Below are 13506 nucleotides of genomic sequence, written 5' to 3'. Positions count from 1 at the left end.
CCGGGCAGGTCCCGATCTCCGTGATCACCGTCCGCCAGCTCGAGGCGCTCTACGCGGCCCTGCGCCGCTGCACCGCCGCTGCGACGGGCGCACCGATGTAGATCACGCCGAGACCGGCAAGCCCGCTACACGGCCGCCAGCTGCGTCCCGCACGAATGCCGGCCGCTCGCCCCGTCGCGTTACTTCCCCGGACCGCACAAGCCGACCGATGCGGGCGCGCTTACCCAATTTGAGTGAACCCCGTTTGGGTGTGTCACGGCTGTGTCGAAGTGCCCGATACGCCGTTGGTGCCCAGGTAGGGCGGCGGTGAGGGAGGCTAGATGGCCTACGAGCACGATCCCGGCATCAGGGACCGAGTGTCGCGCTTGATGGGAGTGCTCCGTCAGATGGCGGCGGCACGGTACGCCCCCACTCGTACGGTCGATCGCTACCACCAGACCCTCTGGCTTCACGACGCGCAGCAGTGCTGCACGGTGCAGAGCCCGGCCGGGCCCGGCTCCGAGGTGCTCCGCGCCGCGCGGGTGCCGCGGGAGCCGGAGCCGAGGATGCCCCGTGAGCTACGGCGCTGGGTCGTTCGCGACAAGAAGGACGACCTGGCCGACCCGGTGCTGGTGAGTGAGGCGACGTTGCCGGGGGAGGGAGCCGCCCAGATCCACGACCGCCCGGATGTCGCGGGGCTCTTCCACGCATGGATGGTGGACTGGCGTCCGTGGGCCGAGCAGGAGCGCCTCCGCCGGCCCCGCCGGGAGGTCTTCGAGGCGCTTTTCGACATGCACCGGCTGGCCGCCGACCAGCCCGAGTCGGTCGAGGTCGTCCTCTCGTCCGGCCTGCTTCAGACCCCCGAGATGGGCACGGCCCCCGAGACGGGCACGTCGGCGGTCCGCGTCCACATGATCAGTCAAGCCGTGCGTGTGGAGCAGGATCTCGAGTCCGGCGACATGATCTGTGTCCTGGCCGAGGACGCCGCCATCCGCCTCGAGGACGACGAGATCTTGTCCGGCCTGGAGTCGTTCGACCTCTCGGGCAGCGCGATCCTGCGTGACAAGCTCCTCGAGCAGGTGGTCAGCCCGATCGATCCGGCCATGCCCGAGTTCCTCAAGGAGTGGGCGCCCCGCGTCCTGCAGATCGCCCATCGGGTGAGCGATACGTGGGAGAACGAGCGCACCACGCAGGCACTCGTCTCGATGAGCCCGGCGATCGTGGCCCGGCCGCGCGGCGCCTTCGCCATCCGCGCCTACTACGACGCCATCGTCGACTCACTCGCCGACGAGTCAGCGCCCATCCCGCTGGGACTGGCACAGCTCGTCGAGCCGATCGAGCCCGAACAGCGTGTCGCCTGGCTCGAACGGACGGGATCCGCGGCCGGTGGCGGATCCGCGGAGCCTCCGCTCTTCCCGCTGCCTGCCAACGAGGAGCAGGCCCAGATCATCGACCGGCTCGATAGGGACAGCGGCGTCGTCGTCGAGGGGCCTCCCGGCACCGGCAAGACCCACACGATCGCGAACCTGGTCAGCTCGCTGCTGGCCCGTGGACAGCGCGTGCTGGTCACGGCTGAGAAGGCGCAGGCGCTGCGCGTCCTGCGGGACAAGCTGCCCGAGGAGATGCAGGAGCTCTGTGTCTCGCTCACCGATGCCTCGGCGAAGGGCAACTCGGACCTCTCGCGCAGCGTCGGAACGCTCGCGGGCAAGAAGGCAGACTTCAATCCCGCACGTTCGGACCGCGAGATCGCCGACCTCACGGAGAAGCTGAAGCACGCGCAGCGCGACCGGGCGCGGCTGCTGGAGGAGATCCGGGCTGTTCGCGAGGCCGAGACGTACCAGCATCCCGAGATCGCTCCCGGATTCCAGGGAACGCTGGCTCAGATCGCGACGCGTCTCGGTGAGACGGCCGAGCGCGACGGATGGCTCGGTGGAGGAGCGAAGGGCGGCCTCCCGCTGACGGCCGCGGAGCTCGACGAGCTGCTTTCGCTGCTGGACAAGGAGACCGACCAGCGTCGCACACGCCGCCACCAGCGACTCCCCGAGCGGAACCAGGTGCTCGCACCGCATCGGTTCGCGGAGCTCGCGGACGCTGTTGCGCTCGGTGACTCGGTTCGCCAGGGTGACGGCGCGGGGCTCGTCGGGATCCTGGAGGGGCTCCCGGCCGAAAACCTGGTCCGGCTCGGTCCCGTGTGTGCGGAGGCAGACGAAGCACTCATCGGGCTGCGCAACCTCCGAGCCCACCGGGAGTGGGCGCGCGACGTGACGTCGGCGCTGCTCGGCGGCACCGGCCCGCACGTCTGGAAGCGCGCGACGGAGCAGCTCGGGCTGGTGGACGTCGCCGCCGGCCACGACCAGGCCGCCGGTTACGCCGAGGTCGCCGTCACCGCCGACATCGACATCTCAGTGGCTGGCCAGGCGTTCGGCGCGCTCGCGGCGCACCTGGACGCCGGCGGCACGCTCCGCAAGATGTTCAAGAGTGCGGAGCAGAAGGCTGTCGTGCCGTACGAGCAGATCGTGCTGGTCGGTGGCAAGCCGGTCGACTCCGCAGCAGCAGCACATGCCGCCAGACACCACCTCGGCGTGATGGAGGCTGCGCAGCAGATCAACGCCGCATTCGCCCCGCTCCAGATCGGGGTCTCGCTCGGCCAGCCGCGTGTCGTTCTGATCGACATGCTGAACCAGCTCAGTACCGCCTGTGGTGCCGTGTCGCGTGTTCTCGCGGCGGGTGAAGCGCTCCGATCCGTCCTCGTGGCTCTGCCGCCGGCGTCGCGGCCGACGCTGTTCGACATCGCGTCCGTCGAGCAGGTCACGGCCGTCGCGGTGAAGGTGACCCACGCTCGGGCGGCGGCGATCGCCCGCGCCGAGCTCGACAAGGCCCGGGATGACCTACTGTCCGCGATCCCGCTCGCGGTTCGCGCCCCCGAGATGGCGCACGTCGTCGAGGCCTACCATCTCGCCGACCCCATCGCGTACACGGAGGCGCTTTCGTCGCTCAGCTTCGCGCTCCGGCAGTTCGAGGATCAGAAGCGCTCCGACGAGCTGTTCGACCGCACGCACCAGGCGTCGCCGTCCCTGGCGGAGGAGATGCGTGCGCACCCGACCGACGAGTCGTGGACCCGGCGCCTCCGTCGCTGGCCCGAGGCCTGGGCCCGCGCGTGCGCGGCCAACTGGCTCGAGTTGCAGGTAGATCCCGGCCGCGAGCAGCAGCTCGAGGCGGACCTCGCCGTCGCAGTCAAGGACCTGGCTCGCCTGACGGGCCGGCTCGCCGCGGCCCGGTCGTGGCGGGCCTGCCTGTCGCGAATGAGCGCTACTCAGGTCCAGGCGCTGCAGTCGTACAAGAGCAACATGGCGAACGTCGGCAAGGGCACCGGCAAGTACGCCGAGCGCTACCGGCAGGCGGCGCGGGACGCCATGCGCGTGGCGCAGGACGCCGTTCCCGCCTGGGTCATGCCGATCCAGCAGGTGCTGGCCTCCGTGCCTCCGCGGGCCAACGCGTTCGACGTCGTAATCGTCGACGAGGCCAGTCAGGCCGAGCTGACGAGTGCGTTCCTGCTCTGGCTCGCGCCGCGGGTCATCGTCGTCGGCGACGACAAGCAGTGCACGCCGTCCGAGGTGACCGGCGGATCCCTGCAACAGGTCTTCAATCGGATCGACTCCGAGCTCCACGACATCCCGCAGTACCTCCGGACCAGCTTCACACCGCGGGACAGCGTGTTCTCCCTGCTGCGCAGCCGCTTCGGTCAAGTGATCCGGCTTCGTGAGCACTTCCGCTGCATGCCGGAGATCATCAACTGGTGCTCCAACGCGTTCTACCGGGACGCGCCGCTGGTGCCGCTGCGGCAGTTCGGCGCCGACCGGCTCCCGCCGCTCAGGAGCACCTACGTCGAGGGCGGCCTCGCCGAGGGCAAGAGCAGCGCGATGGCGAACGTCATCGAAGCGCAGGAGATCGCGCAGACCATGGCGTTGTGCCTGGACGACAAGGCGTACGACGGAAAGTCGTTCGGCGTCGTCGTCCTGCAGGGACAGGCGCAGGTCGAGATCATCCAATCCGCGCTCAAGCGCGTGGTGGACACCGAGGAGTGGGAACGTCGGCGGATCCGGGTCGGTACGCCGCCGGAGTTCCAGGGCGACGAGCGGAACGTCGTGTTCCTCTCGATGGTGGTCGCGCCAGGGGAGCGCGCGCCGATGCCGCTGACCAGGCGCGAGTTCGAGCAGCGGTACAACGTGGCCGTCTCGCGTGCGCAGGATCAGCTCTGGCTGTTCCACTCCGTTACCGCTGATCTCCTCCGGCACGGTGATCTCCGGCGCTCGTTGCTGGAGTACATGACCTCTGGTGAAGGCGCACGGGTCGATCCGGTGCTCACGGACGTCACCCGCGACCGGCGTCACGACAAGTTCGACTCGCTCTTCGAGCAACGGGTCTACCGCGACCTGATCGACCGCGGGTACCACGTCACGCCGCAGGTCGAGACGAACGGCCGCCGCATCGACCTCGTGGTGACCGGTGGCGCCGGGAAGCTCGCGGTCGAATGCGACGGCGATGCGTTCCATACCACCTCGGAGCAGCAGTTGGCCGACTTGCACCGTGAGCAGGAGCTCAAGCGGTGTGGGTGGACCTTCGAGCGCATCCGGGGGTCGGAGTACGTGCTCAACCCCGAGCGCGCACTCGCGCCGGTGTGGGAGAGGCTCGACGCGCTCGGGATCGGGCCGCTCGGTGACGTGGTCGACGGGACGTGGGTACCGCGCACGCCGATCGAGGAGGAGATTGACGAGGTCGAGATAGCGCCCCCGGCGCTCGAGTTCCCGCTCGTGTCGCCCGTAGGTGCGGCTGTGCCCCTGCCCGCCCCGCCATCAGTTGTCGAGACGATCACTGTTTCCGCACCGGCTGTTGCCGTCGTCGAGGCGGTGCTCGCCGTGCACACCACGGAAACAGCCGACGACTCCGACCTGCTGTTGATGATGGCGGGACGAGGACCGCTCTCGACGGCTCAGGTTGCTGAGGTCCTCGGGATGACCCAGGTGGAGGCACGCGGCGTGCTGTCCGGGCTCGTGCAACGAGGTCAGCTCGTCCGCACAGGGCAGACGCGTGGCACCCGCTACGTCCTCCCGGGCTGGGAACACGTCGAGCAGGCGAACCCGCCGGCGGATCGCCCGGCTCGCCGCTACGTCGTCGGGCCGGAGGAGCGGGAGACCATCCTGCGCGCAGCGACTCGGCGCAAGCTGACCAACGAGCTTGTCCGGCAGATCTTGCGTGTCGACTCCCGGACCGCCCTGGAGGCTTTGACCGCGTTGGTGGAGGACGGCTCGCTAGTGCGGCGCGGTGAGCGTCGGGGCACCTATTACGAGATCCCGAGTGATGGGCTGAGGTAACTATCCGCGCTGCCCGAGACAGGAGGCGACCTGCTCGGGGCTCCTCGACGACCTCAGCGAGGCCACCCGGCTGCTCAGGACGGTCTTGGCCGACGCCGAACGTCTGCACGGCCACGCGGACAGCCGGGCTCGGCGTCTGCGCGACCAGATATCGCCGCTCGAATGAGAAGAACACCCGCCCACACCCAGCCCGCCACGAAGGGGACGGATGTCCAGCGTCATGCCGCACTACCGGACGATCACGCAGCTCCTGCAGAGCAGGACGTTCGCGATCGACGAGTACCAGCGCGAGTACAAGTGGGAGACCCAAAATATCGAGGAGCTGCTGGTCGATCTCCAGACCAAATTCCTCGCGTCCTACCAGGAGGGTGACAGTCCCCGGGCAGCAACGGGATACGCGGACTACTTCCTCGGTTCGATCATCGTGACCATGCGGGGAGGCAAGCACTACCTGGTGGACGGCCAGCAACGCGTCACCTCCCTTACTCTGTTGCTGATCTACCTCTACCGCGAGGCCAAGGAACGTCAGCTGCCGGTTGTCTCTACCATCCAGCCCCTGATCTACTCGGACAATTACGGTGAAGAGACCTTCAACCTTGACATCAAGGAGCGGATTCCTGTCCTCCGAGCGCTCTTCGCGGGCGAGGACTACCAGCTCGACGGCAAGGACGAGTCCGTCCAGACGATCCTTGCGCGCTATCGCGACATCGAACGTATCGATCCGGCCGCGGAACTTGGCGACGCCTTGTCCACGTTCATCTACTGGTTGCTCGGCAACGTTGGGTTGATCGAGATCGTCGCTGAGACCGATCAGCACGCATACGCGATTTTCGAGACCATGAACGACCGTGGGAAGCCGCTGAGCCCGACCGACATGATGAAGGCATCGCTCCTGGCTCCCGTCGACACGGACGACGAGCGGTCCCGCGCGAACCGCGAATGGCGTCGGACCCTGCTCGAACTGTCGTCCTGGTCGCCGAACCCCGATCCCGACCGTGGGGCGGTGGCGATCAAATCCTGGCTACGCGCGCAGTATGCCGAGAGCATCCGGGATCGTCGCGCCGGATCAGCGGACCGTGACTGGGAAACCATCGGTACGGTATTCCACCGCTGGCTCCGGGACAACGCCGATCGGATCGGCGCGGGCGATTCGAAGCGCAACGTCCGCCTGATGACGGAGGAGTTCCCCTTCTTCGCGAGGGCGTACCTTCGCATCCTCGAAGCCAGCAGGACCTACACACCCGGCCTCGAAGCGGTCTTCTACAACGCCCATAACGAGTTCACCTGGCAGAACACGGTCTTGCTCGCTCCGCTGAGCAGCACCGACGACGAGACGACCGTTCGTAGGAAAATCGCGGCGATGGCGATATACCTCGATATCTGGGTCATGCGACGGGTCGTCAACTACGTCAGGGTCGGCTACTCAAGTGTCAGCTACGCGATGTGGCTGCTCTGTCGCGACGTCCGCGGGGTCACCCTTCCGGAGCTGATCCCCATCCTGGAGCGAAAGCTCGCCACCGATGACGACGTCTCCTTCGAGGGCAGCGCCAGCCGCGGTCGTCATGGGATCGCAGCGCTCGGGCTGAACCAGTTCAGCCGCCGCTACGTCTATCACTTGCTCGCGCGCCTCACCGCATACGTCGAGACGCAATCCGGCAAGCCGGACCTCTTCGCTAGTTATGTCGATCGTACCCAGAAGAATGCCAGCGACATCGAGCACATCTGGGCGAACGTCGCCGGGCGCTACGAATCTCATTTCGCCAGCCCGCACGAGTTCTGGGAGACACGCGACGGAATCGGCGCACTGCTTCTGCTGCCTGCCGATGTGAACCGAAGCTTCCAAGCCAAGCCTTTCGAGGAGAAGGCACCCCACTACGCGAAGCAGAACCTGTTCGCAGCGAGTCTCACTGGGGCCGCCTATCAGCATCAGCCCCAGTTCCAGCGATTCATCGAGCGCGAAGGGTTGCCGTTCCGGCCGTACGACTACTTCGGCATCGACCAGCAACGTGAGCGCACCGACCTCGTGCTCCAGCTGGCGAACCGGATCTGGTCACCCACTCGGCTCGACGCCGTGCTGGAAGCACAGGCATGCCGGGCCGATCACCCAGAACGGGCTTGGCAACGCTCGGCGGCTCGTCGAGGCGGCCGATAGCCTCGCCGCCCGTGGTACGGCCATACTGGGCCAGGCAGACAACCTGCGACAGATGCCCGCCACCAGCTCGACGCCCTCAGCGCCCAGCAGGTCGAGAACCGGCTCCGGGCCATACCGCTGTCCGTGCTGAAGGGAGCGCTGGACGTCGTGCTCGCCTTGGCACTCTCGAGCAGGCAGGGTTCCGCACCGTCGCCGACGTCCGGCATACCCGGAACCTGCAAGCCGTTTTCAGGGTGGGAGAACGTAGCGCGCAACAGATGATGGTGCGCCGCGCCTGCAAGCCACTTCTCTCGGTGCGGGATCTACCCGCAGCAAGGAAGCAATCGGCCCGTCAGTCAGACCTTGGGCTCCCGTCTCCAAACGCGCACCTTCCGGTCCCGCGACGTGGCACGTCTGTTCGCGGTACTCTCCGATTGATCGTTGGCGTGACGTGAACGAGACCGGGTAATTCCCTTTCTTGCGAGTTCGGCTCTCAGCGTGCGCCTCTCATTCTCGAGCCGTTGCACTGCGCGGCGGAGAACGCCGTTGTCCTTTTCGAGGGCTGCGAGGAGAGCCTGCTGACGCAAGTTCTCCTTCTTGAGCTCCGCAACCGTGGAGGCTAGGTCGGCCCTCGAACCAGGTCTCGCAAACTTCAGGATTTTCCTGATTCTCCCCATCGTGCGCGGCGCCTTCCGATCTTGCCTCCTACTGGCGGAGGGGCGGGCAGATCGTTCGGGTGCGATTGGACGTTCCTCGTGCGTGTGGAGGTTGTCGTTGTGTCGGTCGATGACGTCCTCAGCGTATGAGGCCCAACCCACAGAACCACCTCCGGCTGAGCTGGATGCAGGTGACGCGAGTTCGTCCAGCGGATCCAGGCTTCGAGCTTGCTAGGCCATCAGCTCCCTCGGAGGGAGCTCAAATCAGGAGCGGGCTTGCTGAGAGGGTCGTCGAGCGCCGCTGATCCGTTACGGGCGGTCTGTCGTGCCGATGATCAGGGGAAGGCAACAGTTCGGCGTCGAGTCCCTCAACATCGGATCGAGCCGCCGGGAGGCCGCCGACCTTGATGGACGATCACAGCGCCGTCATCTCCGCTGCTACCGAGCTCGTCGTCCGCCCGCGGACGAGACGTTGGGCCTATGTGAGGTTGTGCGTGCTCGAGGCGGTCCCCCGATCGGGGCGCGCTACTCGACCACGGTCCGGACCTGCGAGCGGTACGCCAAGGAGGCACGGCTCGTTCCACTCGAGGCTGGGGGAGCCCCAGCCGTCATCGGGACGGAGGCCGAACAGCCGCTGAGCGCATTCGTCGCCGATGCCTCTGCGGCAGGCGTCGAGCCTTTCGCGCAGGATGTCCTGCGGAACCGCCAACGGACCAGCAGCCGCGGTGGTGTCCTGAAGGCCGCGGCGGCTCTCCGCTATGCGCAGATCCTCGTCGAGGCAGGGGTCGAGCTGTCCCGGGACGTGCCGCTGCTGTTCGCCGACGAGGCTCGGATGGTGGCGGTCGCGAACAAGTTGCGCTCGGTGCCCGGGAACGGGATGTCGGACGTCCGGCTCGGGTACTTCTGGAGGTTGCTGGGCGACGACGACGTGATCAAGCCGGACCGGATGGTGCTGCGGTGGCTCGAGGGCATCCTCGGTCGCCGTCCCTCGGTTCCGGAGGCTCGTGCTGTGCTCGTTGAGACAGCTGCGACGTTCGGCTGCACCCCGTGGGAACTCGATCACGCCGTCTGGCACGCGCAGCGATCTCGACGACCCGTCATCTCCTCCGACTCGGCGACAAGTCGCAAATACCGTGCGCACCAGGGCCGCTGGCGGGACGAGGTCCTCGGTCTCCCGGCCGGCCCGCCGACCACGTCGCGGACCAGGTCCGCGACGGGGGACAGCATGTTGCCCGCGGTCCACGACGGCGTTCGAGCTGAGGACGCCGGGTGGAACTTGATGTCCCAGGCTGCCGTCGATTATGCCCGGGCTCGGGTGCCCGTGATCAAGGCCGCTGAGGGCATGGTCGAGACCGATCGGCTGTGGCGCAACATGCTGTCGAGCCAGCCGCTGGCGTTCAGCATCGTCGGCGAAATGAGGGCCCATTGCGAGATCGCGCTCGAGGTCCTGTCCGAGTTGTCCGGGCATCACCTCGTGGCCTTCGACCGTGTTGAAACGGGCGGAGATCCTTGGAGCTTGGACGGCCTGCAGGCGGAGTGGGCGCCGCCGCGTCTCGAGCACACCTGCGATCGGAGTGGCTTCGACATCGCTGCGGCCGTCCGGACGTCCGACGACCGTCGGATGATCATCACCGTCGAGGTGAAGTACACCGACAGGTTCTCGGCGTCGGCATTCGAGCCCGCGCGATACCTCGAGGCGCTGCGCTACGTCGGCATTGATGTCACCAGGGCTGAGCGCATCGTCGCCGCGGGTGGAAGCCAGTTTCTCAGGTCTGTGCTCCTCACCGACTCTGTGCGGAGGGGAGGGAAGTCTGGGGTCGATCCGCTGGACGCGGCGCTGGCGGTGGTCCTTAGCCGTGACGACGACCGAACTGCGGCGAGGGTTGTCCAGGGGGTGGCGGAGGAGCAGCCCACCGTGTCGGTGGCGTGGTGGGGCCTCGGAGCGTTCCTCGACGTTGTGGGCCGGCATGGCGAGCTCGCCGACTGGGTCGACGCGATGCGCGCCCGCTACCTGCCGGACACGGATCGCGCCGCGCCGATCCGGTAGCTGGGATCCAGGATCGACTATTCGCGCGCCGGCGCGACGCCGACGAACACCTCGACGTCCCAGCGCCTGGCTGGATCGACGAGCAGGTGAAGCGCGAGGTCGACGATCGCGCCGTCGCGGGGACTCCACATGCGGTTGCCCTCGCCGATGAGCGGGCCGAGTGCGTCGATGGTCGGTTTCCACAGGTTCAGCCAGTTCCTGTCCGGCCCGCACCGGAACCCGATGACCGCCGACACGGGAGACCCGGGCAGAGCACCCGATGCCGTGAGCTGCTCGTGAATCTGCTGCTTGTAGGCGGTCGTGCCGGCCGACGCCGTGGTCTGGAGCCGATGGAACGTCCGGTCCAACGGTGGGTCAGCGGGGCGGGCAGTGTCGAGCCGGGCCAGTGATCGGTCGCCGTGCCGCTTGCGAGCTCGGGCGGACGCGATGCCGCGACTTCCGAGGCGCTGGGCCAGCGGATAGAGGTAGTTGTCGAGATCGTGGTGGTGGAGCAGCCGGGTCGCTGCAGGGAGCCCGACGTCCAGTTCCAGCGTCCAGGGCTCCCGTGCTCGCAGATGATCCCGCATGTCCTGCTCGGCCTGGTCGAGGAATACGGACAAGGCAACCTGGGACGGATGGCCGGCCGCGTCCCAGCTCGCGAGCCGCGGCCGGCATGTCAGTGCGACGACAGGGGATGCGGGAGGGTGATAGGCGGGGCAGTGCGCGGTGGTCGGCGCCTGGGCCGTCATCAGTCACGTCCGTACTTGCGGCGCAGCTCCGTTATTCGGGAGCGGACCGGCGTCCTCGGCATGCCCTGCGAGTTGAGAGGTGGGTCCAACGCCTTGAGCACCTCGGCCTCGAGGCGTCCGAGAACGTCGGGATCGGTGTGGTCGGCCGTGCGCACCATGAGATGGCGCAGCATCCAGTCGGTCAACGCGCTTTCGTCGATCGTCTCGTGTCCATCGGCAGCAGCGAGGATCGATCCCAGGGTGCGTCGGAAGGTGGAGAACTCGTGCCTTCCTCCGAGGTGCATGCCGGCGATGCGGGACCACAGCGTGTTCGTCGACCGCTTCCCGCTGGGCCAGCGCGTAGCGCCTGCCAGGCCTGCGTAGATCAGCCCCGACTGGATAACGAGGCCAAGGCCTCGGGAGAGATCGGCCGCGCCCGTGTCGTCGACCCACCAGCTGTAGAGGCCGGGTCCCCTCAGCCCGACTCCCCGAGCCTGCAGGAAGACGGTAGGCGGTACGGCACTCGACCGGTCCAGCAGCATCGTCACGAATGAGGACGCGGTACCCGAATCTTCCGGCGCGCCTCTCGGGGGGAGTACGGCCGATGTCTCGGCCTGATCGTCGTACCAGCTCAGCCGGTGTCCCATGCTCAGACCCTTGAGCGGGTTGAGCAGCCTTGCGCCCTTCGCCTCGAGAGGTCCCGCGGCGGCTTCGAGGTACGTAGCGCCTGCGTGAATCTCGATCAGTGTGCCGGCGAGAGGGCCCACGAGCAGGTCGAGCCGCTCTGCGACCCACCGACCCCACGCCGCGCGGTAGTGGGCGGGCGTGTCGGGTAGGTACCGATCGTAGGGCGAGACCCATTCGTGCGGCGCGAGGAGACCGTGCTCGGCGGAGAGGATGAACCAGGCGACTTCGCGGCTTTCCGCGTATCGGCGTGCCCGGCTGAACAGTGGTGACACGTAGAGGTCTTTGGCCGCGGCCGGCTGCGCGAGTTTTCTTTTGACGCAGGTGACGAGGAGGACGTCGCCGCGGACAGCGTCCCGTGCCGGCTCTGCACCCTCGTGGGACTCGTTCCTATTTCCAATGCCCTCGTCGGTGGTTGCGGTCTCTCGCACAAAAGTCACTTCGCGGCCGATGACCAGGCCGTCAATCGTGAAGCCTGCTTCGCGCCACGCGTGCACATGTGCGCGATCTCCCGACCACCAGGCGCGGTGCTTAATCGCGGACATGGGCAGCCCGCCGACGAGCGAGTCCAGCTCAGACCAGGTCAGTCGCAGAGAGGTGTCGGTAGCGGCCAGCCGCTGGGTCAAGGTCCGCCAGTCCGCCACCTCAGCAGTCTCCACCATCGTGCGACTGGATGCGTGCATGCTCATGCCTCTGGGGCAGCAGCACCCGGTGCCGGCGGAACGAGCGAGTGCGGTCCCCACCGTCGCGCTTGTGCAACACGATCAGTGCCGACCTCCAGCCGCTCATGATCGTTGTTGCCATGTCTGGCCCGAAACGGTCCGCAACCGAGACAGTCGTTGCTGGAACAGGTCGTGGTCAACATCGACCGATTGCTGTGTCGGTCGGCCATTCAATCCCCCCCGGTTCCACGTCAAAATCGACGGAGGAGCGGCGCACCTTCACCGCGTCAGGCGCCCGGATCGTTCATCGGCCTGCGAGCCTCGACACGCGGGAGCAACCGCGCGTAATGTCATCCGGCCCCGGCCCGGGATCGCGCCGGCGAGCGCGACGCGTCGAGCCGCGAGGAGCCCCATAGGGGCATGCGGTGCCGTTGGTACTCGACGGAACGGAGGCGTCAGGGATGAGGACCGTTCGCGAGCACTACCTGCACCCGGTGGGACGTGGAGCCGTCTTCGTCAAGCATCGCAACGCTCACCCACGGGTCGACGAGTCTGCCTACATTGCGCCGACCGCGGTGCTCTGTGGTGACGTCACCGTGGGCGCCCACAGCCGTGTGCTCTTCGGGGCCGTCCTCACCGCCGAGGGCGGCTCGGTGGAGATCGGTGCGAACTGCATCGTCATGGAGAACGCCGTGGTGCGCGGCGTTCCGCGCAATTCCGTCCGCCTCGGCGACAACGTGCTGGTCGGTCCGCACGCCCACCTCACCGGGTGTGTTATCGAGGGCGATGCGCGGATTGCCACCGGCGCGATGCTGTTCAACGGAGCGCGGATAGGGACGGGCGCCGAGGTCGAGTTCGGTGCGGTCGTGCACGTCAACACTGTCGTGCCCCCCGGGATGGCTGTGCCGATGGGCTGGTTCGCGGGGGGTGATCCCGCAGAGCTCGTGCCGCCCAACGAATGGGACCGCATCCAGGCACTGCTGGGTCGGCTGGACTATCCGGGCACGGTCTTCGGCGTCAGCCAGGCCCCGGGCGAGTCGGCGATGCCGGACATCGCCCGCCGCTACGCGCGGTCGCTGGCGCTGCATCGGTACGACGAAACCTACGACCCGGTGCGGAGTCGGCCCCGTAAAGACGCACCCTGACTCTCCGCTGGCTCCCGACCCGCTCGGGGCGCCACGGCGCCAGTATGTCATTGCCGGCTCCTCGCCGGCCCGCCCGTCGGACAGTCCTTGTCAGCAGGCGCATGGCACGGCCGGGTCAACCCC

Annotated in this window: 6 protein-coding genes; 4 read left to right on the top strand and 2 right to left on the bottom strand. The window is 67.6% G+C overall.

The genetic code is table 11. From position 1 onward, the window contains the following. The first annotated feature begins 320 nt into the window (after positions 1-320). The 3 genes from ABD143_RS21725 (at position 321) to ABD143_RS21715 (ending at position 10185) form a co-directional block, all read left to right on the top strand. The gene (locus ABD143_RS21725) at positions 321-5351 is read left to right on the top strand and encodes an AAA domain-containing protein (protein WP_343981364.1); all 5031 of its coding nucleotides are present in this window, start codon (positions 321-323) and stop codon (positions 5349-5351) included. A gap of 208 nt (positions 5352-5559) precedes the next feature. Further along, on the top strand, positions 5560-7503 hold the full coding sequence (locus tag ABD143_RS21720) for a DUF262 domain-containing protein (protein ID WP_343981361.1): 1944 nt from the start codon (positions 5560-5562) through the stop codon (positions 7501-7503). Positions 7504-8469: 966 nt separating this feature from the next. Continuing rightward, on the top strand, positions 8470-10185 hold the full coding sequence (locus tag ABD143_RS21715) for a PGN_0703 family putative restriction endonuclease (protein WP_343981557.1): 1716 nt from the start codon (positions 8470-8472) through the stop codon (positions 10183-10185). Between the two features lie 17 nt (positions 10186-10202). Here the strand turns inward: ABD143_RS21715 and ABD143_RS21710 are convergent, their stop codons facing one another. Both ABD143_RS21710 and ABD143_RS21705 read right to left on the bottom strand, forming a co-directional pair. Then, entirely contained in the window at positions 10203-10784 is a 582-nt protein-coding gene (locus tag ABD143_RS21710; protein WP_343981358.1) for a hypothetical protein, read from the bottom strand. 128 nt (positions 10785-10912) lie between these two features. Continuing rightward, the gene (locus tag ABD143_RS21705) at positions 10913-12220 is read right to left on the bottom strand and encodes a DUF6884 domain-containing protein (protein WP_343981355.1); all 1308 of its coding nucleotides are present in this window, start codon (positions 12218-12220) and stop codon (positions 10913-10915) included. A gap of 479 nt (positions 12221-12699) precedes the next feature. On the opposite strand from ABD143_RS21705, the gene ABD143_RS21700 reads away from it, so the two are divergent. Then, positions 12700-13383: a gamma carbonic anhydrase family protein gene (locus ABD143_RS21700; RefSeq protein ID WP_343981352.1), complete on the top strand. Its 684-nt coding sequence runs from the start codon at positions 12700-12702 to the stop codon at positions 13381-13383. Positions 13384-13506 lie beyond the last annotated feature (123 nt).

Origin of the sequence: Pseudonocardia aurantiaca, from assembly GCF_039526725.1 — a bacterium.
In the GTDB taxonomy this organism is placed as follows: Bacteria; Actinomycetota; Actinomycetes; order Mycobacteriales; family Pseudonocardiaceae; genus Pseudonocardia; species Pseudonocardia aurantiaca.
The sequence above is the reverse complement of the archived record's forward strand: the minus strand, read 5'-3'. Positions and strand labels throughout refer to the sequence as shown.